Origin of the sequence: Paraburkholderia sp. SEWSISQ10-3 4, from assembly GCF_030464785.1 — a bacterium.
GTDB classification, from domain to species: domain Bacteria; phylum Pseudomonadota; class Gammaproteobacteria; order Burkholderiales; family Burkholderiaceae; genus Paraburkholderia; species Paraburkholderia aspalathi.
In genome coordinates this window covers 102,900-128,934 of sequence record NZ_JALPRI010000018.1, presented here as the reverse complement: position 1 = coordinate 128,934, position 26,035 = coordinate 102,900, and the positions used below count along the sequence as shown (strand labels likewise).

General features: G+C 60.5%; 21 protein-coding genes. 14 read left to right on the top strand and 7 right to left on the bottom strand.

Translation table 11 applies throughout. The features are described 5' to 3' along the window. The first annotated feature begins 307 nt into the window (after nucleotides 1–307). From M0D68_RS27150 to M0D68_RS27130, 5 genes are all read left to right on the top strand, one after another. The gene (locus M0D68_RS27150) at nucleotides 308–1,261 is read left to right on the top strand and encodes a choline ABC transporter substrate-binding protein (protein ID WP_211700448.1); all 954 of its coding nucleotides are present in this window, start codon (nucleotides 308–310) and stop codon (nucleotides 1,259–1,261) included. A gap of 57 nt (nucleotides 1,262–1,318) precedes the next feature. After that, nucleotides 1,319–2,248, top strand: coding sequence for a 3-keto-5-aminohexanoate cleavage protein (locus tag M0D68_RS27145; protein WP_211700447.1), 930 nt, complete (start codon nucleotides 1,319–1,321; stop codon nucleotides 2,246–2,248). A gap of 68 nt (nucleotides 2,249–2,316) precedes the next feature. Then, a complete protein-coding gene (locus M0D68_RS27140) occupies nucleotides 2,317–3,282 on the top strand; it encodes an L-carnitine dehydrogenase (protein WP_211700446.1) in 966 nt (321 codons plus the stop codon). A 97-nt stretch (nucleotides 3,283–3,379) separates the two neighbouring features. Then, nucleotides 3,380–3,892 (top strand): thioesterase family protein, encoded by a 513-nt coding sequence (locus tag M0D68_RS27135; protein ID WP_211700445.1) that lies wholly within the window; start codon nucleotides 3,380–3,382, stop codon nucleotides 3,890–3,892. Nucleotides 3,893–3,894: 2 nt separating this feature from the next. Continuing rightward, a complete protein-coding gene (locus M0D68_RS27130) occupies nucleotides 3,895–4,842 on the top strand; it encodes an alpha/beta hydrolase (protein ID WP_211700444.1) in 948 nt (315 codons plus the stop codon). A 20-nt stretch (nucleotides 4,843–4,862) separates the two neighbouring features. Here M0D68_RS27130 and M0D68_RS27125 read toward each other — a convergent pair whose 3' ends face one another. Then, nucleotides 4,863–5,705, bottom strand: coding sequence for an alpha/beta hydrolase family protein (locus M0D68_RS27125; protein WP_266225936.1), 843 nt, complete (start codon nucleotides 5,703–5,705; stop codon nucleotides 4,863–4,865). A 220-nt stretch (nucleotides 5,706–5,925) separates the two neighbouring features. Further along, nucleotides 5,926–6,702, bottom strand: coding sequence for an NAD(P)H-dependent oxidoreductase (locus M0D68_RS27120; RefSeq protein WP_200620362.1), 777 nt, complete (start codon nucleotides 6,700–6,702; stop codon nucleotides 5,926–5,928). A gap of 70 nt (nucleotides 6,703–6,772) precedes the next feature. Between M0D68_RS27120 and M0D68_RS27115 the strand changes: the two genes are divergently transcribed. Further along, nucleotides 6,773–7,687 carry a LysR family transcriptional regulator gene (locus tag M0D68_RS27115; protein ID WP_093634744.1) on the top strand — a complete coding sequence of 305 codons (915 nt, stop codon included), beginning with the start codon at nucleotides 6,773–6,775 and terminating at the stop codon, nucleotides 7,685–7,687. Nucleotides 7,688–7,817: 130 nt separating this feature from the next. On the opposite strand, the gene M0D68_RS27110 is transcribed toward M0D68_RS27115, so the two are convergent. Together M0D68_RS27110 and M0D68_RS27105 are read right to left on the bottom strand one after the other, a co-directional pair. Next, nucleotides 7,818–8,972: an acyltransferase gene (locus M0D68_RS27110; protein WP_266225935.1), complete on the bottom strand. Its 1,155-nt coding sequence runs from the start codon at nucleotides 8,970–8,972 to the stop codon at nucleotides 7,818–7,820. A 115-nt stretch (nucleotides 8,973–9,087) separates the two neighbouring features. After that, nucleotides 9,088–9,963 (bottom strand): aldo/keto reductase family oxidoreductase, encoded by an 876-nt coding sequence (locus tag M0D68_RS27105; protein WP_093634746.1) that lies wholly within the window; start codon nucleotides 9,961–9,963, stop codon nucleotides 9,088–9,090. Nucleotides 9,964–10,069: 106 nt separating this feature from the next. On the opposite strand from M0D68_RS27105, the gene M0D68_RS27100 reads away from it, so the two are divergent. Next, the gene (locus M0D68_RS27100) at nucleotides 10,070–10,963 is read left to right on the top strand and encodes a LysR family transcriptional regulator (RefSeq protein ID WP_266225933.1); all 894 of its coding nucleotides are present in this window, start codon (nucleotides 10,070–10,072) and stop codon (nucleotides 10,961–10,963) included. A 132-nt stretch (nucleotides 10,964–11,095) separates the two neighbouring features. On the opposite strand, the gene M0D68_RS27095 is transcribed toward M0D68_RS27100, so the two are convergent. Continuing rightward, a complete protein-coding gene (locus M0D68_RS27095) occupies nucleotides 11,096–12,256 on the bottom strand; it encodes a porin (protein ID WP_093634748.1) in 1,161 nt (386 codons plus the stop codon). A 408-nt stretch (nucleotides 12,257–12,664) separates the two neighbouring features. Continuing rightward, nucleotides 12,665–13,396 (bottom strand): FadR/GntR family transcriptional regulator, encoded by a 732-nt coding sequence (locus M0D68_RS27090; RefSeq protein ID WP_093634749.1) that lies wholly within the window; start codon nucleotides 13,394–13,396, stop codon nucleotides 12,665–12,667. 275 nt (nucleotides 13,397–13,671) lie between these two features. Here M0D68_RS27090 and uxuA point away from each other — a divergent pair, with 275 nt between their 5' ends. From uxuA to M0D68_RS27065, 5 genes are all read left to right on the top strand, one after another. Further along, nucleotides 13,672–14,712 carry a mannonate dehydratase gene (gene uxuA, locus M0D68_RS27085; RefSeq protein ID WP_208620655.1) on the top strand — a complete coding sequence of 347 codons (1,041 nt, stop codon included), beginning with the start codon at nucleotides 13,672–13,674 and terminating at the stop codon, nucleotides 14,710–14,712. Between the two features lie 84 nt (nucleotides 14,713–14,796). Then, on the top strand, nucleotides 14,797–16,113 hold the full coding sequence (locus M0D68_RS27080; RefSeq protein ID WP_093634750.1) for an MFS transporter: 1,317 nt from the start codon (nucleotides 14,797–14,799) through the stop codon (nucleotides 16,111–16,113). Nucleotides 16,114–16,251: 138 nt separating this feature from the next. Next, a complete protein-coding gene (locus tag M0D68_RS27075) occupies nucleotides 16,252–17,469 on the top strand; it encodes a sensor histidine kinase (protein WP_266225931.1) in 1,218 nt (405 codons plus the stop codon). Nucleotides 17,470–17,938: 469 nt separating this feature from the next. Then, a complete protein-coding gene (locus tag M0D68_RS27070) occupies nucleotides 17,939–19,786 on the top strand; it encodes a peptidase S10 (RefSeq protein WP_266225929.1) in 1,848 nt (615 codons plus the stop codon). 61 nt (nucleotides 19,787–19,847) lie between these two features. Continuing rightward, the gene (locus tag M0D68_RS27065) at nucleotides 19,848–20,240 is read left to right on the top strand and encodes a 2-oxoglutarate dehydrogenase (protein ID WP_234486853.1); all 393 of its coding nucleotides are present in this window, start codon (nucleotides 19,848–19,850) and stop codon (nucleotides 20,238–20,240) included. A gap of 481 nt (nucleotides 20,241–20,721) precedes the next feature. Here the strand turns inward: M0D68_RS27065 and M0D68_RS27060 are convergent, their stop codons facing one another. Next, on the bottom strand, nucleotides 20,722–21,684 hold the full coding sequence (locus tag M0D68_RS27060) for a hypothetical protein (protein ID WP_211707178.1): 963 nt from the start codon (nucleotides 21,682–21,684) through the stop codon (nucleotides 20,722–20,724). 353 nt (nucleotides 21,685–22,037) lie between these two features. On the opposite strand from M0D68_RS27060, the gene M0D68_RS27055 reads away from it, so the two are divergent. Together M0D68_RS27055 and M0D68_RS27050 are read left to right on the top strand one after the other, a co-directional pair. Then, nucleotides 22,038–23,504, top strand: a complete 1,467-nt coding sequence (locus M0D68_RS27055; protein WP_256456728.1) for a metallophosphoesterase — start codon at nucleotides 22,038–22,040, stop codon at nucleotides 23,502–23,504. Between the two features lie 183 nt (nucleotides 23,505–23,687). Continuing rightward, on the top strand, nucleotides 23,688–26,018 hold the full coding sequence (locus tag M0D68_RS27050; protein ID WP_266225927.1) for a patatin-like phospholipase family protein: 2,331 nt from the start codon (nucleotides 23,688–23,690) through the stop codon (nucleotides 26,016–26,018). Nucleotides 26,019–26,035 lie beyond the last annotated feature (17 nt).

Here is a 26,035-nt window from a genome sequence, read left to right as displayed (position 1 = left end):
GGTTCCGGGCGAGCGTAGCAAGCAGCGCCCAAGCCGGCAAGGCGCACCAAAATTCAACGCGGTGAATCGATGCTGCGCCGCAATGACGAATGGTGCTGGTTTTCCCTCGTTGTCGCGTGGAAGCAAGAACGGGTCGCTGGCGGTCGCTTTGGCGAGAATATGGGGCATTAACGTTACGTCACTCGTGCAGTTCAAGCCCTGCTCAAGCATGGCTCGAGCCGTATCGCGCAGGTCCGGGGGCCGCTCGGTTTTTCTCGCCGCGGCCATTTCGTAACACGCAGTTCAACGTGTCCGAAGGGGGAACGTCATGAAGTTACGCGTCAAAGCCTTGCTTGCCCATCTTGTCTGTCTGGCGGCCGTCGTCGCTGCGTCGCCGGTACTTGCACAGGATCCCTCCACCTGCCGCGCGGTGCATTTTGCCGACATCGGCTGGACCGACATCACGTCGACCACGGCGCTCGCATCGACCGTATTCGAGGGACTCGGCTATCAGCCTGTGACGACCGTCGCCTCGGTGCCGATTTCGTTCGCGGGCCTGAAGAGCAAACAGCTCGATGTGTCGCTCGGCTACTGGTGGCCCGTGCAGGAGAAAGCGATTACGCCGTTCATCGATTCGAAATCGATTCAGGTGCTGCAACCGCCCAACCTGACTGGCGCTAAAGCGACCTTCGCCGTACCGAGCTACGAGTACGACGCCGGCCTGAAGACGTTCGCCGACATCGCCAAACATCGCGATCAGCTCGACGGCAAGATCTATGGCATCGAACCCGGCAGCAGCGCGAACGCGGCGATTCAGAAAATGATCGCCAGCAATCAGTTCGGCCTCGGCGATTTCAAGCTGATCGAATCGAGTGAAGCGGGCATGCTGGTTTCGGTGGATCGCGCCATTCGCGCGAAGAAATGGGTGGTGTTCCTCGGCTGGGAGCCGCATCCGATGAATATCCAGATCGACATGAAATACCTCACCGGCAGCGACGGCGTATTCGGTCCGAACGATGGCGAAGCACGCGTTTATACGCTGACGTCCCCCGACTTTCTGACACGTTGCCCGAACGCCGGCAAGCTCGTGAGCAATCTGCGCTTTTCGACGCAACTGGAGAACGTGGTGATGCAGTCGGTGATGAACAAGGAGAAACCTGCCGATGCCGCCAAAGCGTATCTGAAGAAGAACCCGCAAGTACTGGATGCGTGGCTCGCAGGCGTGAAGACGTATGACGGGAAAGACGGCTTGCCTGCGGTGAAAGCCTATCTTGGGCTTTAACCCGGTCCGGCTTGCATCCATCCAGTCGCGCATTTCAATCCACAGGAACTAGCACGCATGAATCATGAAGTCATCGTGACCTGCGCGGTCACCGGCGCGGGCGATACGGTCGGCAAGCATCCGGCCATCCCCGTTACGCCGAAGCAGATCGCCGAAGCCGCTATCGAAGCCGCGAAGGCCGGCGCCACTGTCGCACACTGCCATGTGCGCGATCCGAAAACCGGCCGCGGCAGCCGCGATCCGCAGTTGTATCGCGAGGTTGTCGACCGGATCCGTTCGTCGGGCACCGACGTAATCATCAATCTGACGGCGGGCATGGGCGGCGATCTCGAGATCGGTCCCGGCGAAGACCCGATGCGTTTCGGCGCGGGAACCGACCTCGTCGGCGGTTTGACGCGGCTCGCGCACGTCGAGGAATTGCTGCCGGAAATCTGCACGCTCGATTGCGGCACGCTCAATTTCGGCGACGGCGACTACATCTACGTGTCGACGCCCGCGCAATTGCGGGCCGGCGCGCAACGTATTCAGGAGCTCGGCGTAAAGCCGGAGCTGGAGATCTTCGATACCGGACATCTTTGGTTCGCGAAGCAATTGCTCAAGGAAGGCTTGCTCGACGCGCCGCCGCTGTTTCAGATCTGCCTCGGCATTCCATGGGGCGCGCCCGCCGATACCACGACGATGAAAGCGATGGCGGACAGTCTTCCGTCTGGCGCGCAATGGGCCGGTTTCGGCATCGGCCGCATGCAGATGCCCATGGTCGCGCAGGCGATGCTCCTCGGCGGCCACGTGCGTGTCGGCCTCGAAGACAACATCTGGCTCGACAAAGGTGTGCCTGCAACGAACGGCACGCTGGTGCAACGCGCGGTTGAGATCATCGAACGGCTCGGCGGTCGCGCGCTGACACCTGCGGAAGGCCGCCGCAAGCTCGGCCTGCCCGCGCGTGGCGAGCGGCAGTTGGAGCGGCGTGCCGCGGGACAGTACGCGTGAAGGTGTCGCGTCGCTTGATAAAGCGCGCATCGAAACCTGAGAACTCATAGGCAAAGGAAACATCAGCAATGGCAGTGATCGTCGATATCAAAACATTTGCGGCAATCGGCGCGGGCGTGATCGGCAGCGGCTGGGTAGCGCGCGCGCTCGCGCACGGCCTTGATGTCGTCGCGTGGGACCCTGCTCCCGGCGCGGAGAAACAGTTGCGTGAGAACATCGCGAACGCGTGGCCGGCCCTGGAGCGCGTCGGCCTCGCCGAGGGCGCAACGCCCGACAGGTTGCGTTTCGTCGATACGATTGAAGCCTGCGTCGAACAGGCGGACTTCATTCAGGAAAGCGCGCCCGAACGCGAAGAATTGAAGCTCGCCTTGCACGAGCAGATCAGCCGTGCGGCGAAGCCTGATGCAATCATCGCCTCATCCACGTCCGGCCTGCTGCCAAGCGATTTCTACGCACGAGCGGTGAATCCGCAGCGTTGCATCGTCGGGCATCCGTTCAACCCGGTGTATCTGCTGCCGCTCGTCGAAGTGCTCGGTGGCGAAAGTACCGCACCGGCCACCATCGACGCCGCGATGCAGATTTATCGTTCGCTGTCGATGCGCCCGCTTCTCGTACGCAAGGAAGTACCGGGCTTTATCGCCGATCGTTTGCTCGAAGCGCTGTGGCGCGAGGCGCTGCATCTGGTCAACGAAGGCGTGGCGACCACGGGCGAAATCGACGATGCGATCCGCTTCGGCGCGGGCATCCGCTGGTCGTTCATGGGCACGTTTCTGACCTATACCCTGGCGGGCGGCGACGCTGGCATGCGCCACTTCATGCAGCAGTTTGGCCCCGCATTGGAACTGCCGTGGACTAAACTGGTAGCGCCGCAGCTTACTGACGAATTGATCAACCGGGTGGTGGACGGAACGTCTGAACAGGTCGGGGCGCGCTCGATCAAGCAACTCGAACGCTATCGGGACGATTGCATTACGAGCGTGCTGGCGGCGATTGGAGAAGCCAAAGCACGGCACGGCATACTTGCCGCAGAGTGATACTGTGTGTCGAAAGACGCCCCGCTCTGCCGGGGTGCATCGTCGGCATAAAATCGCTGCGGCCAGCACTTCATAGGGATAAAGGAAACGATTGCATATGCCAACGCCGCACCACGCTTCTTTGCCCTGCTATCGCGACGTCGTGCGCGCCGAGTGGGTCGACTACAACGGCCATTTGCGCGACGCGTTCTACATGCTGATTTTCAGCTTCGCGACTGATGCGTTGATTGATGTGATCGGGCTGCCCGATTCGGTGCGCAAGGAACGCGGCCGCTCGATCTATACGCTCGAAGCGCATATCAATTACCTGCATGAAATCAAGGAGGGTGTGCAGGTTCGCGTCGATATGCGCGTGCTTGGGCATGATGCAAAGCGGCTGCATCTGTACCTCGAAATGTTCGCTGACGATGGCGTTGAACCGGTGGCCGCGGGCGAACAGATGCTGCTGCATGTGGATACGGGTGGACCGCGCGCTATCGCCTTCGACCCGGATGTCGAGGCGCGCGTGCGGGCGTTGGCAGAAGCGCATACTGTGTTGCCGGCGGCCAGGTTTGCGGGCCGCGTGATCGGCTTGCCGGTCAAGGCGCCGCGTATTAGCCGCGAGGAGTGAGCATGCTTGAACCGGAGATCGCCGCGTTCATCGAACGGACCGCTGCCATCTATGCGGGGCATTCGACTTCATTGCCGCCGAGCGAACAGCGCACGATTTACGAGCGCTATGCTGCGGCGCTCACGCCGCCTTTGCCAGCCGATGTGACAACCGAAGACGCTGTGTTTCGCGCAAGCGCCGGCCATCCAATCAAACTGCGGCTTTATCGGAATCGTAGAAAGGCGAGCGGGACACCCGTCGGCACCGTGTTGTACTTTCACGGTGGCGGCTTTGTGCTCGGCTCGTTGGATAGTCACCAGATCGTAACCGCACGAATTGCCGCGGATACCGGACTCGATGTGATTGCGGTCGACTACCGGCTGGCTCCCGAACACCGCGCTCCAGCAGCTCATGACGATTGCCTGGAGATTACGCTTGCCGCACTGGCCGGCCAATTGCCGTTCGATTCGCTCTCACGTGGTGCACTGCAGTTGGCGGGTGACAGCGCCGGCGCCACACTCGCTGCCAGCGTCGCGATGCGCTTGCGCGATGACGGTATTCAAGGCGTGCGCGGACTTGCGCTCGTCTATCCAATGCTCGGCACCGACCCGCAAATGCCAGCGCGCGAAAGCGAAGCGCACGCGCCGATGCTCACGCTTGCCAACGTCCATGCGTTTCGCGATCTGTATTGGGGCGAACGGCCGCCCTATCCTGCGTGGACGATACCGCTCGATGCGGCACGCTTCGACCGGCTCCCGCCGACACTTGCCTTAGGGGCTGAACACGATCCGTTGCGGGACGACGCGACCGTGTTTGTCGAACGCGTTAATGCAGCTGGCGGACAGGCCCGGTTATGGATTGGAACTGGACTCGTACACGGGTGCTGGCGTGCGCTCGAATCGAGTCCCGGCGTACAGGCAATGCATCGCATTGTCTGCCAGTTTCTAGCCGAGCATTCAGGCATGCAGTGATGGCTCAAGCCATGCACGCTTCACGTCTGTGCCGCTGCGCCATTCCGCTTGAATGAACTGGCAAAGAACAGCACCTGGTATTGCACCGCATTCGACCAATACTTCCACGTATGGCCACCAGGCCGCTCCGCGTAATCATGCGGCACGCCCAACTCGACAAGCCGCGCATGCAGCATCCGGTTTGACTGAACAAGCGAATCGTTCACCCCGCAATCGATCGTCAGCGCAATATGCGCATTTCCGAAATTACGCGCGTTCTCGACAATCGCCTCGTTGTTCCAGAAGTCGGCGTGGCGAGTCGGATCCCCAAACACCTGATCGATCCCGGGCTCATCCTCGCACCCGCGCGGATCGACCGCTCCGCTAATACTTCCCGCGGCGCCGAATTCGTCCGGCCGGTCTAGTGCGATATGCAGCGCCCCGAAACCGCCCATGCTCAAGCCCGTAATCGCGCGCGCCTCACGCGTCGCAATCGTGCGGAAATGCGTGTCGATATATCCGACGACTTCTGTGCCTACATAAGTTTCGTAACGGCTGCGCGGATCGACAGGACTATCGATATACCAGCTCTCATGACCGCCGTCGGGCATGACGAGGATCACGTGGTAGCGGTCGGCCAGTTTGCCGATGTGCGAATTCGTGGTCCAGTCGGTGTAGTCGCCACCTGAACCGTGCAGCAAATAGACGACGGGAAAGCGATCGGCCGCCTTGCCGTGCGTGTATTGGTCAGGCAGCACCACCGTCGCCTCGAGCGACTTATGCATGGCCGCGCTGGGAATGGTGACGATCCTGGACTGGAACGCCCAGACCGGGTTCGTGAAAAGCAGCGTCAGAATGAGCCAGAACGCACGATTCATTTTCATGGTTTGTCGCTCTCCCCCTTTCTATGTGTCCAAAGAACACTGTCTGGCATCTAGCGGCAAAATTCTGTCAATGACTCTAACAACGGCGACTTACAACCAAATTTCAACGAAGCATACGGTCCCGTCAGCTTGGCGCCATTCCGGGCGAGCTGGAACGGCCCAAACCGAACGTCTATTTAACAATTACGCCCTGCTCACGAATGTGGGGAACGCAACGCATCTATTCAATGTGCGCTGAAAAGCCGACCTCATCCGTAGCAACATCAGACCGCAGTGTGAGCGCCGGGATGTCATATGCGCCAGCGTTCTGCGGGCGAAACGGTATCGGAGCAGTCTTCCAGAGATCATCGAGACGGTGCCCGAGCGCGTTCTGCACTTCGGAAAAGCGTGCTTCATCGATCCGGCTTGTCCGATGGATCACGAACGGTGGCAAAACGTCGAAACCAGGGTAATACAGAATGCCGTGCTGGATAGGGAACAACACGTCGTCGATCGGACCGTTGATACCACGCGGGCTGTAATGCGACTCCCAGCCACCTGTTGTCACGACCAGCATCGCCCGCTTGCCCGCCATGTTGCCTTCACCATAGCGGTCGCCCCAGCGCGCGTCGGAGTGTTCCCCGACGCCATACGCGAAGCCATATGCATAGACACGTTCCACCCAGCCTTTCAGGATCGCAGGCATCGAGAACCACCACAGCGGAAACTGCAAAATCACTGCATCCGCCCACTTCAGCTTCTCCTGTTCGAGCGCGATGTCCTGGCTTTGCCGTCCGTCTTTGAAAGCACGCTTCGAATCGAGAGAGGGATCGAAACGTGCGCCCGGTTGCCTGTCGAGGCTGTCGTTTGCATCGAGCGATGCTTTCCAGTTCATCGCATACAGATCGGATACCTGGACGACGTGTCCGGCATCCTCGAGACGCTTGACCGAAAAGTCCTTAAGGGATCCGTTCAATGACCTGGGTTCCGGATGTGCATAGACGAGAAGAACATTCATGACCTGACCTCCATTGCAAGAAAGCACCACGATAGGTCTCTTGCCGGTATATTGGAAATGAATAACCAATATGTCAGGTATTGCTATGAATAATCTCAGACGGCTGGATCTCAACCTGCTGGTAACACTCGATGTCCTGTTGTCGGAGCACAATGTGACCCGCGCAGCCGAACGCCTGAACTTCTCTCAGCCCTCGGTGAGCGTGCATCTTGCCAAGCTGCGGGATATCTTTGGCGACCCGTTGTTGCTGCCGGGTCCCCGAGGCATGCGCCCCACCGCGAGAGCCGAAGAATTGCGCGAACCTTTGCGCCAGGCGCTCGACGCACTTGAGCACGCGGTATCGCCAGCCAGCCCGTTTAATCCAGCCGAAGCGAGTCATACATGGCGCGTTGCCGCGACCGACTATGCCGAATCGACGATCCTGCTGCCCGTCCTTTCCAGCTTGCGCGCGGCCGCGCCCGGCACGCGGCTCGCGATCGTGGAAGCTGCTCCGCCACGCATCGCGAAGCAGGCGGAACAGGGAGACATCGATCTGGCGTTTCATACCAGCGAAGGCGCGCCGCCCGAATTGCGCGGGCGATTGCTTTTCAAGGAGCGGTATGTGCTGGCAGGCCGCGCGGATCACCCGCGCCTGAAACGCCGGCCAACGCTTGCCCAGTTCTGCAAACTGGAGCACGTGATCGTGTCGCCGGATGGCGGCGGGTTTAGCGGCGTCACGGACGAAGCACTGGCTGAGGTGGGTCTCACGCGCAGGGTTGTGCTTTCGGTTCCGCACTTCCTGTTCGTGATGTCAGTCCTGGCGAGCACGGACCTCGTGGCGATGGTGCCGGCGCGATTGGTGCGCGGCAATGGCGCGCTCAGGGTCGTCGAGGCGCCGGTTGAAGTGCCGGGATATGAAATGGCGATGCTCTGGCACGAGCGCTCCCATCGCGACCCGGCGCACCAATGGTTGCGGGAATGCATTGTGGACGCGGTGGCGACTTGAACGCCTGTGTATGTGCCGAAGCACAGGTCGGCGCCAACGCAATGAGCGGCTGAAAATCGCGAGGCTTGAATCGACCGCCCTTCAATCCCGTATCCACGATGGCGTGGCCTTCGCAACGAAGCTATTCAAATCAAATCACAGACTGTCCCGGTTCGCCATTGGGAACCCGCGTCGTCATATCCGCAAAGCGTGCCTTGATGCGCTTGCGCATGGGCTCTTCGTAGAATTTGAAGCAGAGCAGGCTTACCAGCACACTAAAGACAATCACAATCCATCCATTCGATCGTCCGAATCCGATCATCAACGACCAGAGTGCGATGGGCATGTGCGTGAGATAAAGCGAATAGCTCGCCTCGCCTAACCGCACCAGAGGCCGCCAGCTCAATATGCCCACAACAGGCCGCTCCAGTAGCGCGAGGCCCAGTATCAGTGCAGCAAAAAACGGAGCGTCGATGAAGAACGAAGGTGACACGGGCCTCCATACGCTCAGTCCCACGAGACCCGTCAAAGCCAGGACCACAAGCGCCTTGCCCCTGACATGCTGCGATCCGGCGCCTGCCTGCAGGCGTTGATAGAAAAGAGCCGAACAGATGCCCATGACGAACTCCGCGAGCCGCGTCACCGGCATGGCGTAAATCATCGCGCCGCTGCGTGAGACCGGCATATAGGCATCCAGCAGCGCGATCCACACTCCAGTGGTGAGCCACAACGCAATGCAAAAAAATGCGAGCCGTGCAGGCTTCAACCCGGCCATCCTGCGCACCAGAAACGGGAACAGCAGATAAAAGAATGCCTCGCAAGAGACGCTGTCTGACGGTCCGTTCCAGGGTTGATTGATGGCCGAAAAAGGAAACCATGCATTGAGTAGAAGCAGCTGGCAAATCAGGCTAATGGTCAACGCCGGGTAGATTGCACCCTTGAGGGCATACCACTTCAGCATCAGCGAAGCATCGCCAGCATGCACAAGGTAGATCACCACTGGAACGCACATCAGAAGGCCGAGCAGGATCACCGGATAGATCCGTGCGATACGTGCCTCGTAAAAAGTACGAACGCTTCCGTGGACGAGTTTGTCGCGATAGGTGAAGGTGAGGATAAAACCGGAAAGGACGAAGAACAGCGACACAGCAGAACGGCCCCCGTCCAGGAAGTTAAAGACGGAGGCGGGCAACGGCAGGAGTTGATTTTCTGAGTAGTGCGAGATGACAACCGCAAATGCGGCCATGAACCGGATACTGGTCAACGCGGGAAACGCACCGCCGGACTGGTTCAAGCTCACCGCCATCAGTATCGCCTCCTGATTACGCGGGGCTCAATCTACCATCGCAATCCGGCAAAACCTGCACGCCATGCGGCAATTCCTGCTGTGATGGCGGAACGTTTGGGTAGTTTGGCGCGAATTACCTGAGCGATTCGCCAATTGCGTCCAGCTCAGCGCGCACCTCGTCAGTCAATTTCAAGTGCGCTGCCTGCATGTTTTCCCGCAGATGCCCTACCGACGAAGTACCCGGAATCAGCAAGATGTTGGGCGCGCGATGCAGGAGCCAGGCGAGCGCCACCTGCATCGGCGTCGCGCGGATCTTTTGCGCGATCGTGGAAAGCGCTGACGACTGGATCGGCGTGAATCCGCCAAGCGGGAAGAACGGTACGTAGGCGATGCCTTTCGCTGCCAGTTCGTCGACCAGCGCATCGTCTTCACGGTGAACCAGGTTGTAGTGATTCTGTACGCAGACGATCTCCGCGATGCCCTGTGCCTCGGCAACCTGAGTCGCGGTTGCATTGCTCAGGCCGATATGGCGAACCAGCCCTCGCTGTTGAAGTTCGGCAAGCGCCACGACCTGCTTTTCAATCGAGCCTTCGGAGGGGGCATGCACGTCGCCCATGATTCGCATATTGACGACGTCGAGTGCATTGAGACCAAGATTGCGAAGGTTGTCGTGAATGCCACGCTCGATATCTTCCGGCTCGAGCGCCGGCAACCACGAACCATCGCTGCCACGAACCGCGCCAACCTTGGTGACGATCACGAGGTCATCCGGATACGGATGCAGTGCTCCGCGAATCAGCTGGTTGGTGATGTGAGGGCCGTAGAAGTCGCTCGTATCGATGTGATTGACGCCCGATGCCACCGCTTCGCGCAGCACGGCGATCGCCGCGTCGCGATCTTTCGGCGGTCCGAATACGCCGGCGCCGGCCAGCTGCATAGCGCCATAGCCCATGCGTTGCACGGGGTGGCCAGCCAGCGGGAATGTGTCCGCGGAGGTGAAGTTCGACATAGGGCGCTCCTTGAGGTGAGAGGTTGAGCGGCAGTATGACGAGGATTGCATTGTTCGATAACCATGCCTAAATTGCACAGGTTGTTAAACATTTTGAACAATGGCCATGGAATTCAACGATCTTGCCGCCTTCGTCTCGGTCGCGCGCGCCGGCGGCTTTCGTGACGCCGCGCGCACCAGCGGCGTCTCCGCCTCCAGCCTAAGCATTGCCGTGCGCCGTCTCGAGTCGAAGCTGGGTATGCGTCTGCTCAACCGAACCACACGCAGCGTAGCCCCGACCGAAGCCGGATTACGTCTGATCGAAAAGCTGACGCCATTGTTCAGCGAGATGGAAGCCGCGCTGGATGTCCTGAACCGGTTCAGGGACAAGCCGAGCGGCACGCTCAAACTCAACGTGCCGTCGAGCGCCGCACGCATCGTGTTGCCGACCGTCATTCCCCAGTTCCTGAAGGCCTATCCCGACATACGCGTGGAGGTGGTGGTGGAGGATGGCTTCGTCGATGTGCTGTCGATCGGTTGCGATGCGGGCATTCGCTACGACGAGCGGCTCGAGCAGGACATGATCGCGATGCCGATCGGTCCGCGTGTGCAGCGCTTCGCTACCGCCGCGACGCCCGGCTATCTCGACACGCAGGGCAGACCCGAGCATCCGCGCGACCTGCTGGCTCATGCGTGCTTGCGTGGCCAGTTTGCCGGCGGCGCTACGCCGACCTGGTATTTCGAGCGTGACGGCGAGGTGGTGCAACTGAATCCGTCGGGACCGCTTCTCGTCAGACCCGGCGCTGCAATCGACCTCGCAGTCAGTGCCGCTGTCGCCGGCGTGGGGGTGATTCACCTGTTCGAGGACATGCTGCGCCCGCATCTCGATAGCGGGGCATTGGAGCCGATTCTGGAGCCGTGGTGGCAGCGCTTTTCTGGGCCGTTTCTGTACTATCCGGGCCGGCGTCATTTGCCGGCACCGTTGCGCGCATTTGTCGATTTCCTGAAGGCCGGTGATTAGCGTGAGCCTTTTAACTGCGGTTCAGCCGTTAAGAACCCGTGCAGACCATCGCACGCATGAAACCGTCAGTGTCGACGGATACCTGCCAAAGTGCAGGCATCCGTCGTAACGGATCGCGTGACGCGAGGCCGATCAGAATGCGTGACGCATCCCCACCGTAACAGCTACCTGCGTATTCGTCGACGAAGGCGAGAGCGTGTTGATCATGGCATGCGAGAGCACGGAATCGGCCGGTGCGCCGTGCACGTTCTGATAGACGCCTTCAAGATAGAAGTCGGTGCGCTTGCTGATCGAATAGTCGGCCTGAAGCATCCCCGTATTCCATCCCGGCGACGAGCCGTTATACGCGCCATGCGTGTAGGTATACGCGCCCGATAAAGTCAACGCAGGCGTGAGCGCGTACTTGACGTTCGCTTCGTAGTTGTCGAGGCGCAGCGAGCCGCTCAGGGTTCCGGCGGAAGCGTCGTTCGCACCGAGGTAAGTGCCGGTTCCGAACGAGAAGACGCCCGACGCGTTGTCCATCTGCGTATGGCTCCAGACGAGGCCTACGGTAGCCGGTCCGAACGTGTAGTTGCCGCCAAGCGACCAGATACGCTGGCGCTGTGCAAGGAAGTTCGCACTGGTGTCGCCCGTGGTAGCGGCGCCGCCCGCGCTGCCCGCGTTATTCAATTGCAGGTAGCCGGCAGCAAGATTGACGGGCCCCTGCGCATAGGACACACCGAAGCCGTATGAGCGGTTGTTCGCGAAGCTGCCGGCCTTATTGCTGAAGGCATACATCGTTTCGAATGTGACGCCGCGGACCGTCGGGCTCGTGTACTTGACCGTGTTGTTGAAGACGACCGAATTGGCGGCAAGATTGTCGTTTTCGAACGGATGCGCAGCCATGTTGCCGCCCCACGTGTTGAACTCCGCCGTGAGCGGACCGACCAGGTCGTTCATCACGTCAAACTGGCGGCCGAACGTCACCGTGCCGTATGGATCGCTTTGCAGACCGACCCACGCCTGGGAGCCGAAGCCATCGCCGGAGAAAGCCTGGGCTCCGTTATTCAAAAGGAATCCCTGCTCCAGCTTGAAGACCGCATGCAAGCCGCCACCGAGATCCTCCGAACCCTTGAGACCGAAGACCGTGTTTTGCGTCGAGCTGCTCACTTCCTGCCAGTTGCTATGCCCACCCTGATTGTTCGTGTAGACCAATCCTGCATCAATGAGGCCATAGAGCGTCACGCTGCTTTGCGCATGCGCCGAAATAGCAAAGGCGCCGGAAAGCGCGACCACGAGTAAAGACTTTTTCATAACTGTTGGCTCCGTGATTGAGCGATGTTGAACGTAATTAATTGTGTGCGTTCGATTCCCACTGGCGAGCGCGTTGGCCGCCAACAGGATCTACGAACGCATGGGCAACGGATAGGCAACGCATTCGCATGGCCGATGCCATGAGAATTGCGAAAACATCCGATATTGTTTATTGATTATTGCGTGTGGCGCATTTAATAACGTGTGGGTAGCGCGTGCTGACTACAACATGGTTTTCAATTGAATTACGCAGGCGTATCTTGCGAGCCGCTGCCGAAAATGAACAGTGCAATCATATGACGGTGAAAATAAATTCCGCGTCAAAAATAAAAGTGTCGTGGTGGAAAAAGAACACGTAAATGGCACGTTCAGACAACGCGCCATGTCAAGCGTAAAAGGCGCGCATCCTTATCGCCATGCTTGAGTAAACTCCCCCACCACGCGGGACAGATGCGACTGCATTGCCTCTCGCGCCGCGACTGGATCGCGGCCCATGATGGCAGCAAAGATACGCTGATGATCTTCCTGTGACGCCGCCCGCATCGCCGGCGTATGAAAGTGCTCCTCGATCTTGGCCCACAGCGGATCGCTTCGCGCACAGTCCCACATCGCGGTGACCATATGCAACAGGACCGCATTGCCGGTCGCTTCGGCAATGCGCATATGAAACTGACGATCAGCCGCGTCGTTAGCCTGCTTGTCATGCATCTGCTCGCGCATTGTGGTGAGCGCGGAGAAGATACGGTCGAGGTCGCTGTCCTTGCGCTCGGTTGCCGCGAGCGCCGCCACTTCGGATTCGATTAACGCACGCGCACGCAGCGTTTCGATCGGGCCGGGGCCGCGTGGCAGCTCGAAGGTCACCGGCTTGGCGCCGATGCCTGCCGACACATAGATGCCCGACCCGCCGCGCACTTCGACCACACCTTGCACCTCCAGCGCGATGATCGCCTCGCGAACCTGCGTGCGGCTCACGCCGAATTTGTCGGCCAGGGTGCGCTCCGAGGGCAATCTCGAACCCGCTTCGAACTCTCCAGACGCCGCGATCAACGCGTGGATCTGTTTCGCGAGGCCGATGTACGAGCGGTCCGTGGCTTCTGCGTCCTGTCTGTGGGCGAATGGCTGGGTGGAGAAATCGGTCATCAAGTGCTCGTGGATAGGCATAGCGAGGCGCCATCTGTGGCCCTCGCGCAAAAAATGGTACACCACTTTCGTCCGCCAGCAGCTTTCCCTTCGTTGAAATCAACGCCAACCGCCCGCTCATCACGCAGGGACAAGGCTCAGCACGGAAATAGACTGGTAAACCACTATCGCCTCAAATTGGTCAACCAATCATAATCCGCCTGAATCGGGAGACCGGACAACGCGTTCCCTCCCGAGCCGGCAAGGCTGGTGCAATCAATCCAAGGAGTGAAGTCGTGAAAATGTCTTTCCGGTGGTACGGCGAGTCCGATCCCGTCACGCTGCAGTACATTCGCCAGATTCCCGGCATGACGGACATCGTGTCCGCCATCTACGACGAGCCAGTGGGCGAAGTGTGGCCCGCGCACAGGATCGCCGCGCTGAAGTCGACGATCGAAGCGGCCGGGCTTCGGTTCGAAGTTGTCGAATCGGTGCCCGTGCATGAAGACATCAAGCTCGGCAAGCCGGGCCGTGACCGTCTCATCGCCAACTATCAGCAGACCATCCGGAACCTCGCGGCGGCGGGCATCAAGGTCATCTGCTACAACTTCATGCCGGTGTTCGACTGGACCCGCACGGAACTGTCGAAAACGCTCGAAGACGGTTCGACATGCCTCGCGTTCAGCACGAAGGAAATCGACGAGATCGATCCGAACAACGGCATTGCGCTACCCGGCTGGGATTCGAGCTACAAGCCCGAACAATTGAAAGCGCTGCTCGCCGAGTACCGCGAAGTCGACGAAACAAGGCTTTGGCAGCATCTGGAATATTTCCTGAAAGCGATCATTCCCGTCGCCGAAGAATGCGGCATGAAAATGGCCATTCATCCGGACGACCCGCCGCGCCCTATCTTCGGATTGCCCCGTATCGTGAAGAACCGTGACGACCTCGCGCGCATCGTAGGGATCGTGGACTCGCCGGCGAACGGCCTCACCCTTTGCTCCGGTTCGCTCGGCGCCGGACCGCAGAACAACGTGGAAGCACTCGTGCGCGAATTCGGCGGCATGGGGCGCATCCACTTCGCGCACATTCGCAATGTGAAGATCACGCCCGAGGGCGATTTCGAAGAATCGGCCCACCTGTCTAGCTGCGGCTCACTGGATATCGCCGCGATCGTCAAGGCGTATCACGACACCGGATTCACAGGCTATTTCCGCCCGGACCATGGCCGCATGATCTGGGGCGAAACCGGCAAGCCTGGCTATGGTTTGTACGACCGCGCGCTTGGTGCCGTGTATATCAACGGTTTGTGGGAAGCGATGGACAAGCTTTCCTGAAGCCCGAATAGAACGATCCAGACAAAACGCGCCGGCGCACTGCCAGCCGGCGCCGCCATCACGCTATAAAAAACGGAGACTCCCATGCCACGCATCCGATGGACCATGATCTTCATGTGTTTCCTCGCCAACGTCATCAACTTCGTCGATCGGGCCAACCTGGCGATCGCCGCGCCGAGCATTCGCGCGGAGTTGGGTCTGGACGCCGTCGGCATGGGGCTCGTGCTCAGCGCGTTCTTCTGGACCTACGCGTTCCTGCAACTGCCGGCCGGCTGGTTCATCGACAAGGTCGGCGTGCGCGTGAGTCTGGCGCTGGCGGTCGGCTGGTGGTCGGCCTTCACGATCGCGACCGGCGCGGCTCGCGGTCTCGCGCAACTCGTGGGCGTGCGACTGATGCTCGGCGTCGGCGAAGCCGCGGCGATTCCGTCGTTCGCCAAGGTTGCGTTCAACTGGTTTCCGCGCAGCGAGCGCGGGCTTGCGAGCAGCATCTTCGATAGCGGCTCCCGCGTGGGCTCAGCGCTCTCGCTGCCCCTGGTTGCGTGGTTGATATCGCTTGTCGGCTGGCGTGGCTCGTTCGTGATCACGGGGGGCCTCGGCGTTGTGTGGGCGCTCGCCTGGTGGTTCATCTATCGCGACCCGGAGCGCTACCGAGCCATTGCACCTGAGGCCGTCGACGCTTTGCTGGCACAGCGCGCCGCCCCTGCCGCAGCCGTTACGTCAGACGAGAACGCCGGCACGGTGTCGTGGCTCGATCTGTTTCGCTATCGCACGGTGTGGGGCATGATGATCGGGCTGTTCTGCCTCAACTTCGCGATTTATTTTTTCATCACGTGGTTCCCGAGTTATCTGCTGCAGTCACGTGGATTCTCGCTCGCGTCACTCGGCACGTGGGGTATGCTGCCGGCGCTGCTGGCCATTCCTGGCGGCTGGCTTGGCGGCCTCGTGTCGGACAGTCTGTTCAAACGCGGATGGAGCGCAACCGCGGCTCGCAAGACATGCCTTGTGATCGGCATGCTTCTCTCGTCGTCGATTGCGTTGTCGGTATTGGTTCAGAGCACGTGGGCATGCCTCGCACTGTTCGCGCTTGCCTACGCCAGCTTGTCGTTCGCCGGCGCTAATGTATGGACCCTGGTTGGCGAAGTGGCGCCGACACCCGCTCATGTGGCGTCGCTCGGCGGCATTCAGAACTTTGCAGGGAATCTCGCCGGGATTTTTATCACCACATTTACCGGGGTCATGCTGGCGATCACAAAGGGTTCGTTTGTGATTCCGCTGATGGTTGCGGGCTCGCTATGCGTGGTCGGCGCCCTGTCGTATCTGTTCATTGTCGGTAAGGTCGAGCCCTTGCCTTTACTCCCCCGCACGCGAACGGCAAAGATTGCCGGACATGAAGCCGCGTGAACAACTACATCGGGACCGCCGGGTTGAACCTGGTGTTCATCTGGCCTGGCTTACGCAAGAGCATGTTCCACAATCAGCAATTGCGGCCATAATGGGGCAGAAACTTCTGTTAGGACCTTCACCCCCGATGCACCCACTATGACCGAAACACGCGTTACCCCGCTGCGCAAATTTGCCGATTCCGTTCGCGAGCAGCGGACGCGCCTGACCGCGCAATGGATGAAAACCGTTTTCGGCGATGTCGACCTCGTCGAAGCGGACAAGCTCACCTATCAACAACTCGCCGATCACCTGCCGGAAATTCTCGAAGGACTATGCCTTGCGCTCGACGTCGAAGATCTCGAACGCGTCGAGCCGGCGATCGAACGCGATGCGAGAAAACACGGCCTGGTCCGCTGGCGTCAGGGCTACCGGATCGAGGAACTCGTGCGCGAGCTCGATCTGTTCCATCAGGTGCTCGCTGACGCGCTGGACGAATTCGCCGCCCAGGACAGCACGTTCACGCGCCGCCATGAAGGGCGGGCTCGGCGCCTGATCGCGGAAACACTCAGCATGGTGACGCTCACATCGATCAAGGAGGTGGTCAGCGAACGGGACCGCAAGATCGATGAATACACCGGCAGGCTCGAGCGCGCCAATCACGAGCTGACGCTCAAGCAGCGGCTGGTCGGAGATCTTTACGAGTCGCGCATGCAGATCACCCGCAGCGTGGTTCACGATCTGCGCAATTTTCTGAACGCGTTTTCGATTGCGCTGCAACTGATCGAACGGGCGCCTTCAAAGGCCGATATGGCGCTGACGCTGGCCAACCGGCAAGCTGCGGATATGAAGCAACTCGTCGACCAGATGGTCGAGTACTCCGTCGTGCTCGGCGACGGCACGCCGAACACATTCGAGCCAGTGGATCTGCATGCGCTTTACGATGAGCTCGTCGCCTCCTCGCGCCCGGCCATCGAAGCCAAAGGACTTAAGCTACATGCAGCGTTCGATCCGGCGCTATCCGTAGTCACGTCCAGTCGTCTCAAGCTTAAGCAGATTGCAGTCAATCTGCTCTCCAACGCGACGAAGTACACGAAGTCCGGCGAGATCCAACTTGCCTTCGCCATGGCCGATGCGGAGCACTGGTCGATTCGCGTGTCGGATACCGGCGTGGGCATCGCCCCTGCGGACGCGAACCGCGTTTTTGACGAATTCGAGCGCGCTGCAGGCGACGATATTCCCGGCACGGGTCTCGGCCTTGCGATCGTCAAGGAGCTCTGCCGCGTGCTAAACGGCCAGATTGATTTTGCGTCACACGAAGGCGTTGGGACGACGTTCGAAATCCGGTTCCCGCTCGTGCTCACCGAAGCCGAATAACTACCTGTCGGCATCCGGCACCCAAACCGGATGATCAGTACATTTTAATTATTACGATTAACAAACAAAAACATTTAACTTCGTAATAAATAATCGATTAACTCACACACGCGTCACGCCCCGACCGGCCGGGCCCTGCGCGACTTCAAGCACAATTTCCCGAAGTTGCAATTACGGAAATCCGGTACATCCTTGACAAAGGCTGGTGGCGTCACCTATTTTTCATCTGCCGCCAATATACGAATATTCGATTGCGGAAAAATGCCCCGAAAAGAACCGGAATATCCAATCCAGATATTTAGTTATTCTACGCATACTGCATAGAGATCTGAATCTATGCGCTTTGAAGTAAGTTGGTCTCACCGCTGCATGCCGACGATGCATCACTAATATTTCGAACTCCGATATATTTTCATCGGCGATAGCGGCCTTTGTGAAACGGTATCTGAACCCACCACCAAGGATAGAGATGAAACGAGACGAGCGTCTTTCCGGCAATAGCCAACATCGCCAAGACAGGCTGCCGGGCCTGGGAACGAGCCTGGGCACATTAACAGTCGCGATCCTGCTTCTCGGCGGATGCGGCGGAGGGGACGGCGGTTCGTCCTCCGGCACGGCTGTGAGCATGCAGCAGACTGCAGCGAATCAGCAGCTCACCGCACAGGCCGCCGCGCAGTCGCAATCGCCAACGGCCAATCAAACCTATATCGACCCGGTCGCCTATTCGGGCAATGCCACAGATGGCCTCGCGCCGGCTCAGGCGTCCGAGAAAGCTGCGGTCATGCACTACCAGTGGACCCAAGGCAGAACGCCGATCAACTACACCACCACGACCGGCCATTTGACCGCCACCGATTCGAGCGGCAACCCCGAAGCGACGATGTCCTATGTCGCGTACACCGTGCCGAGTACGAACGGCTCGCCGCGGCCTGTCACGTTCGTCTACAACGGTGGCCCCGGGTCCTCTTCCATCTGGTTGCGGCTCGGATCGTTCGCGCCGACGCGGGTTGCCACGCCTGACCCGGTGTTTGGGAACTGGCCGAATTATCCGCTCGTCGACAATAAGGAGAGCCTGATCGACACCACAGACATGGTCTTCATCGACCCGCCCGGAACCGGTCTGTCCGAGGCGATTCTGCCGAATACGAACCAGAAGTACTGGACGACCGACGCGGACGTCAACATCATGCGCGACTTTATCCAGCGCTATCTGACGGTCAACAGTCGCAGCAGCTCGCCGATTTATCTGTACGGCGAGTCATATGGCACGCCGCGCACCGACATGCTCGCATTGGCGCTCGAATCGGCCGGCGTGCATCTGACCGGCATCGTCCTTCAGTCTGCAATCCTGAACTATTTTGCGGATGCGATCGAGGCCGTCGCCATCACGAACTCGACCAGCGCGCTGGCATTGGATACGGATACGCTGGCGGGCTATTTCCCCGGTTACGCGGAAGTAGCGGCTTACTACAACCAGGTGTCGCCGGCGCCGCTCAATCAGGACCTGTACGCATACCAGGCGAGCCTGTTCGTCACGAACGAATACAACAAGTTCAGGCGGTACTCGCAGTCGTGGGTGCTCAGTCAGCTCGGTATACCGGACGCTCTGGGCACGCCGGTGTTCCCCAATGCGAAAACGCTTCAGTCGTGGGCCTTGCCATCCAGTTTGACCCTGCAGGCGCTACAAGGCTACTTCGGCGCCAACCCGTTCTCGACGAGCCTGATACCGGGCACGACGATCGGGCGGTACGACGGACGCGTGTCATTGCCGAACTCGGATCCGCGTCTGCAAAGCGATGGGGACCCGTCCGACATCCTGATCTCCCAGCCGTTCACCACGGCTCTGGCGACGCAGATGCCTGACTACCTCGGCTACACGGCGCCGAACGCAACCTATTTGCCGCTGAACGACAACATCATCAACGTGTGGGACTTCTCGCATGACGGAAAGCCCTTGCCCGACACGATTCCGGATCTGCTGGGCGCGCTGACGCTCAACCCGCAGCTCAAGGTACTCTCGGAAAACGGCTTTCACGATCTGGCCACACCGTTCTTCAATACCGAGAAGCAACTGGCACGGCTGCAGACGGTACCCGGTCTGAATCCGGATTTGCAGGTCAACTTCTTCCAGGGCGGACATATGATCTATCTGGATGACGTCGCCCGTCCGCTGATGAAACGGGATCTGGTGCGCTTCTACCGCGGCACGCCACTTCCGGATGCGCTCGCCCTCTGGACGCTGCCGCCGCCGTGGCGCGACGAGAGCCCAGCCAGTCAGCCGACCGCTACCGCCACGGCGCAAGTCACGGCACCCTGACTGAACTGACGCGATGCGCCTCGTTCGCGCTACTCTATTCACTCAATCAATGCGAGTCATCATGTCCCTTATCGATATGTTGCGGCGTGTCTCCCCGTTGATCGCCCTCTGCTGCTTTGTTGGCAGCGCGCATGCGTTACCGCCGCAAGCGGTAGCGCCGGCGACGCCGCCAAACGGGGCCAGGGGAGTCGACGGTCCGTTCTTTCCTCAAAACCGTGCTGCTCCCGTCACGCCGACGACAGGCACGGCGCTGCAGCAGGAAGCCCAGCAGCGGCTTGAAGCGCGACTGGGAGCGAACACGGCTCTCAGCAATGGCGCCGCGGTCACGAAAACGCAGGCTCAGACCGCGGGGCTCGGCTACGTTGCCAAGCACTTCGATCAGATCGACACGAGCCACAAAGGAAGCGTGACCATGAGCGATGTCAGGCAGTATCTGCAGCAGCAGGGCCGGTAGCAACCGACCGTTGGTCAAAGGCATGCCTTTTCTAAAAGACCGCTTTTGACAATGCGCGAATGGCCGCTTCGGCCATTCGCGCGTTTCGTTTATCTCGCCCCGGCGTTCCCGCCAGTCGGCAAACAGTCGCCCATTGCGCCGCCGCGGTCGCTCAGTCCTCGCATCACAACTTCGGACGACTTGCCATCACGTCTCGCCAGTTCGGCGAGGTCAAGCAACGCTGCATATTTCGCCGAACAGTCCTGTTCAGGTTCAATCGCTCGGTGCACAGTAGGCGTTTCCGTGCTTGCGATGCCCTCACCGACTGCAATCGCTATCCCCGTTGCAACGATCATCGTTGCCAACGCACCGACCTTGCATAGCGTCCGTGTGCGTATCGCGTTGAAACGTGGCCGCAGCGTCCGAGCACTTCCCTCCTCGCTCATCCACTGCGGACCGATCCGGCCGGCCTCATCGCCGGTTCTCACTCGCACGTTTTTACTCATGACCAGTGCGCCGGCACCCAGACATTCCCCACCCAGTGCCCCGGCACCCACACGACAGGGCGCGGCGCAGGCGCCACATAGACAACACGCGGCGCGACATACACAGCCGGCGGCGGGGGCGGCGGAACGTAGACAACCGGAGGCGGCGGCACATACACAACCGGCGGCGGAACAACGACCGGAGGCGGTACGACAACAACCGGTTTCGGTGCAACCACGACCGTCGTGCTGCCCGTCGTAACGACGCCGGTAGTCGTGACCGTTCCGCTCGTCGTCACGGTGTTGCCGTGCGTGCCCGTCGTGCTCGTCGACGTTGTCACGACGCCCGGTGCTACACGCGTCGCCGTGCCGGAATGATTGACGGTTCCGCCATCAGACCCGGTCACCGTGCCGGAACGTGAGCACGACGCGCCCGCGCAGTTGGTCGATGCCGAGTGGTTGACCGTGTTGCCGTTCGAGCCCGTGACCGACCCGGACGACGAATACTGGCCGGGCGCGGTTTTGGTCACATCGCCTGAGGTCGTGGCTGTTTTACCGTCGGGTCCGGTGAGGGTGCCGGTGTGGGAACACGTGCCGCCCGCACAGTTGGTGTCGCCGGCGTGCTGGACCTGGTTGCCGTAGCGCCCCGTCGCGGTGCCCGAATTCGAGAACTGGCCCGGCGCGTTGCGGGTCACCGTGCCCGTGTTGGTCGCCACGCCACCGTAGGGGCCGGCCACGCCGCCAGCATGCGAACAGCTACCGCCGCCACACGAGCCGTAACGCGCGCCGTTATAGGTGCCACGCGAGGTGTAGGCGGTGCCGTGCTGCGACCAGGCGAAAGCAGAAGCGCTGCTGAGCGCGAGCACGGTAACGGTTGCGGTGAGCGCGAGCTTGCGCAGCGCGCCACGTACGGATGCGGCGGGCGTCACGGAGGCAGGAGAAGCGGCGGTGGCTGCGACGACGAACGAACAGTTTTTCACGGTATGTCCTTCTTGATTTCGGGCCACTTCTGCGCACTGCGGCGTGGCGACAAACGGACTATAGGAGGACGCCTGGATTTAATCAGCAGCGAAGATATGTCACCCTGTTTCACCACGACAGAGGCCCGCTGGGCAAGGCTTTCCGGGCGATTCGGAGGCGCCGCGACATAAGCTGACATAAATTGTTTCAGGGGCAGACTCCGCCCGTCCCGCGCGTGGGACCAAGCGCTTCAGCGGGCCAGTTTCGACAGCGCCGCGACACTTTTCCGAAATACACATGTCGTAGGGTTCGATGAACACAACGGCGAAAGCCGCTTGCGTATCCCCCGCTTACTCTTCCTCAAGAGGCGCTCATGTCGGCAAAACGCGAGTCGAAATCCCAGGCCAAGGCAAAAGAAAGCACGGCGAAAGCAGAAGGCAAACGAAAGTCGCCCAGCAAGGCTGCGGCATCCGGCAAAAAGGCTACTGCGCTAGCCAGCAGTTCGAACCAGCCCGTGGCGAGCGTCGGCGCGACGGCGCTCCGTCCGCGGATGCTGGACAAGCCCGTGTTCGCACAGCCTCAGCCGACCGCGGACCCGACGGTGTTTCGTGTGCCTCATCCATCGGACGACGCGGCCTATAAGGAAATCGACAAGCTCAATGCAGAGCACAAACTGTTTCCGTTGCCGTTTCCCGCACCACGAGGCGGCGTGGAGCCTCAGCTCACGCTGGCCGAGGTCATGGGCGGCAACGCAACCGCCATCGACAGGATCACAGCCGCCGGACAATTGGTGTTTCATGCGCTGGGAGATTGCGGCAATACGAAAGGCCCGGCGACGCAGAACGAAGTGGCCGACAAATTGACCGCCGATTTCAACGAAGCCAACGCCAGTGAGGTGCCGCAGTTCGCCTTGTTGCTCGGCGACGTCGTCTATAGCTTCGGCGAGAGCCAGTACTATTACGATCAGTTTTACGAACCGTATCGGGACTACCCGGCGCCGATCCTCGCCTGCGCCGGCAATCATGACGGAATGGTCTCGCCGGAAGCGCACGCCGCGAGTCTCACTGCGTTCCTGCGAAATTTCTGTGCGGAGACGTTCGCCGTTACGCCCGAAGCCGGTGGCTTGTCGCGCACCGCGCAAATCCAGCCCGGCGTCTTCTTCACGCTCGAAGCGCCATTCGTGCGCGTGCTGGTGATTTACAGCAACACGCTCGAAGATCCCGGTGTGATTTCAGACCCGAAGATCGGGAGTACTCAGCTCGATTTTCTCGACGCCGCGCTCAAGCGCGTCAAGGCCGAGCAGTTCACTGGCGCCCTGCTGATCGCGGATCACCATCCGCCGTACAGCGCGGGCGGACACGGGTCGAGCGTCGATATGCTGGCGCAGATCGACAAGGTGTGCGAAGCCAACGGTGTGTGGCCGCATGCATTTCTGTCCGGCCATGCACACAATTATCAACGCTTCACGCGCACGCGAAATGCGGACGGCACGCAGATTCCCTACCTCGTGTGCGGGAATGGCGGACACGGTTTAGTCAAGCTCGCTGCACAAGGTGCGCCCGCCATCCGTGCGCCGCAAATCATGCAGGCGGCTTCAGCCACTACCGATCAGGTCGTGCTGGAAAACTATGACGACACCAACTACGGCTATCTGCGCGTGGTCGTGACCGCGACGCAGTTGCGTATCGAGTATCACTCGGCGTCCGACGGCCTCAACACGAAAGCGCCGAACGACTATGTAACGATCAACCTCGCCGAGCGCAAAGTGGCTCATTTCGTCGCATCCGATTTGGGGCGTCCGATGGCTGCCCGGGCCGTGCGAGCTTTGCTGCGCCGCTAGCGGCGAAGAACGAGGGACGTGTTTCAGGGACCGCGCTCGTGGCCGCAACACGTATTCCGCCGCGATGCCGGATAAAAAGCATCAGGACTACGTTTTTCCGCAAACGCGCGTTTGCACAAAATCACCTGTTTTTACCGGGGCAAAACCATGTAATCTCTCGGTTTTCTTCCGGCATCAAAACAGATGAGTCGAGCGTTGGCGAGCGAACAACTTCAACAAACGGCGGCGCACACGCGGCGCCGGCCCATCGTTCTTCGTTTTCACTGCACCGTGGCGTTGCTGGCGTGTGGGGTCGCCGCCGTCGCACGCCCCGCTTTCGCAGCCGAATCCGCGTGCAGCGCAGAAGCCGGGCCAGCCGGCCGCCCCTCCGTCGGCCTCGTGCTGTCGGGCGGCGGCGCGCGCGGCTATGCCCACCTCGGCGTACTGAAGGTGCTCGAGGAAAACCGCATCCCGGTCGATTGCATCGCCGCCACCAGCATGGGCTCCGTGGTCGGCGGCCTGTATGCGAGCGGTATGACGGCGCAGGACATGCAAAACCGCCTCGCGGGCATCAATCTCGCGGACATCGCGTTCGACGTCACCGACCGTGCCGACCTGCCGCAATCGCGCCGTGAAGACGAGCGGCTGTATGTGAACAGCCTTTCGCTCGGCTTCGGCACCAATGGCTTCCGCTTGCCGGTCGGGCTCGTGCAGGGCAATCGTTTGCAGGCGCTGCTGCAGGACTGGACGTCCGCCGTACCGGGCAACGTCTCGTTCGACCGGCTGCCGATCCCCTATCGCGCGATCGCAACCGATCTGCGCACCGGCCAGAAGGTGGTGCTCGATCGCGGTTCGCTGCCGCAAGCGATTCGCGCCAGCATGGCGTTGCCCGGCCTGTTCGCTCCGGCCGATATCGACGGGCGCACGCTGGTGGACGGCGGCATCGTCAGCAATCTGCCGATCGAAACGGCGCGCGATATGGGCGCGAAAGTCGTGATCGCGGTCGATATCGGCTCGCCGCTGCGACCGCTGGATGCGCTGGCTTCGCCCGCCGACGTGATGCAGCAGATGATCGGCATTCTGATTCACCAGAACGTTGCGCGGCAACGTGAACAGCTGCAGGCCGGTGACGTCCTGATCGAACCGGCGCTCGGCTCGCTGAGCTTCACCGATTTTGCCAACGCCAGCCAGGCCATCGCCGCCGGTGCTGCTGCCACGCGCGCGGCCATGCCGCAGCTTCAGCATCTGGCGCTTTCGCCCGCCGACTACGCCGCGTGGCGCGCCCGGCACGGTGTGCCCGCGGCGCATCCGGTACGGATCACGCAGATCGAGATCGCCTCGCAGGGCTACGTACCTGAGGCACGTATTCGCGCCGCACTGCATGTCAAAACCGGCGATGTCTACGATCCGGTCGCGCTCAACAAGGACTTGCTGGCGCTCACCACCGCGGGTGACTTCGACAGCGTGAGCCAGCAACTCGTCGACGACGGCGACGCGCACACGCTCATTGTTTCCGCGCAGCAGAAGCTGTGGGGACCGAATTTCCTGCTGTTCGGGCTGGGTTTGTCGAGCAGCTCGACAGATGAAGGCGGCTTCCGGCTGCATCTCGGTTATCGCCGCCCGTGGCTCACGTCGTCAGGGCTCGAAGGGCGAGTGGACGGGACCGTCGGCAGCGATCTGATCGACCTGCATGCGGAGCTGCGGCAGCCACTGTCGAGTTCTTTTGGCTATTACGTGGCGCCTTATCTCGAGTTTCAGCGCCGCTATGCCAATCTCTACGACGATTCCGGCAACGTCAAGATCACGCAATACAGCTTGCAAACCGAGCGCGCCGGGGTCGACTTCGGCGTACCGCTCGCCCGTCTCGGCGACTTCCGTATCGGCGTGGCATACGCTCATGGCTACGCGTCGCCGCAATACAACTTGCCGCTCGAGGACGCGTTCAACTCGCCGTTGCTGTTCCCCGATATCTACGGACGGCAGCTTAGCGCGCGCGCACGTCTCGTGATCGATCAGCTCGACGATCCGCTGTTTGCCCGCAAAGGTTATTTCGGCGAACTACGCGTGGAACGTTCGTTGTTCGCGGGCAGCGACAGCTTCACCGAGGTATACGGAAAAAGCCTTGTTGCAGCGAGTTATGGACGGCACAGCATCAACGCAAGCATCGAAGCGGGTAATGACTTCGGCGGCACCAATCTGACGAATCCGTTCGGCTTCACACTGGGTGGCTTCCAGCATCTGTCGGCCTATGCCGCCGACCAACTGTCCGGCAACTCGATGGTGTACGGCCAGATCACCTATATGAATCAGCTCGCCACGTTCAATGCGTCGCCGATTCGCGGTCTGTTTGCGGGGCTGAGCCTTGAAGCCGGCAACGTCTGGAACCGCGATTCGCAGTTCGGCAGCGGGCCACTGAAGCGCAGCGTGACTGCCTTCACCGCGATGACCAGTTCATTCGGACCGATCTATCTGGGCGTAGCGTTCGCACCGGGCGGCCGTCATAACTTTTACTTCCAGTTGGGACATACCTATTGACGCTGCGCGGGTACGGT

Coding starts and splice junctions, on each gene's coding strand:
- M0D68_RS27150 (WP_211700448.1), top strand. CDS start 308: ATGAAGTTACGCGTCAAAGCCTTGCTTGCCCATCTTGTCTGTCTGGCG.
- M0D68_RS27145 (WP_211700447.1), top strand. CDS start 1,319: ATGAATCATGAAGTCATCGTGACCTGCGCGGTCACCGGCGCGGGCGAT.
- M0D68_RS27140 (WP_211700446.1), top strand. CDS start 2,317: ATGGCAGTGATCGTCGATATCAAAACATTTGCGGCAATCGGCGCGGGC.
- M0D68_RS27135 (WP_211700445.1), top strand. CDS start 3,380: ATGCCAACGCCGCACCACGCTTCTTTGCCCTGCTATCGCGACGTCGTG.
- M0D68_RS27130 (WP_211700444.1), top strand. CDS start 3,895: ATGCTTGAACCGGAGATCGCCGCGTTCATCGAACGGACCGCTGCCATC.
- M0D68_RS27125 (WP_266225936.1), bottom strand. CDS start 5,705: ATGAAAATGAATCGTGCGTTCTGGCTCATTCTGACGCTGCTTTTCACG.
- M0D68_RS27120 (WP_200620362.1), bottom strand. CDS start 6,702: ATGAATGTTCTTCTCGTCTATGCACATCCGGAACCCAGGTCATTGAAC.
- M0D68_RS27115 (WP_093634744.1), top strand. CDS start 6,773: ATGTCAGGTATTGCTATGAATAATCTCAGACGGCTGGATCTCAACCTG.
- M0D68_RS27110 (WP_266225935.1), bottom strand. CDS start 8,972: ATGGCGGTGAGCTTGAACCAGTCCGGCGGTGCGTTTCCCGCGTTGACC.
- M0D68_RS27105 (WP_093634746.1), bottom strand. CDS start 9,963: ATGTCGAACTTCACCTCCGCGGACACATTCCCGCTGGCTGGCCACCCC.
- M0D68_RS27100 (WP_266225933.1), top strand. CDS start 10,070: ATGGAATTCAACGATCTTGCCGCCTTCGTCTCGGTCGCGCGCGCCGGC.
- M0D68_RS27095 (WP_093634748.1), bottom strand. CDS start 12,256: ATGAAAAAGTCTTTACTCGTGGTCGCGCTTTCCGGCGCCTTTGCTATT.
- M0D68_RS27090 (WP_093634749.1), bottom strand. CDS start 13,396: ATGACCGATTTCTCCACCCAGCCATTCGCCCACAGACAGGACGCAGAA.
- M0D68_RS27080 (WP_093634750.1), top strand. CDS start 14,797: ATGCCACGCATCCGATGGACCATGATCTTCATGTGTTTCCTCGCCAAC.
- M0D68_RS27075 (WP_266225931.1), top strand. CDS start 16,252: ATGACCGAAACACGCGTTACCCCGCTGCGCAAATTTGCCGATTCCGTT.
- M0D68_RS27070 (WP_266225929.1), top strand. CDS start 17,939: ATGAAACGAGACGAGCGTCTTTCCGGCAATAGCCAACATCGCCAAGAC.
- M0D68_RS27065 (WP_234486853.1), top strand. CDS start 19,848: ATGTCCCTTATCGATATGTTGCGGCGTGTCTCCCCGTTGATCGCCCTC.
- M0D68_RS27055 (WP_256456728.1), top strand. CDS start 22,038: ATGTCGGCAAAACGCGAGTCGAAATCCCAGGCCAAGGCAAAAGAAAGC.
- M0D68_RS27050 (WP_266225927.1), top strand. CDS start 23,688: ATGAGTCGAGCGTTGGCGAGCGAACAACTTCAACAAACGGCGGCGCAC.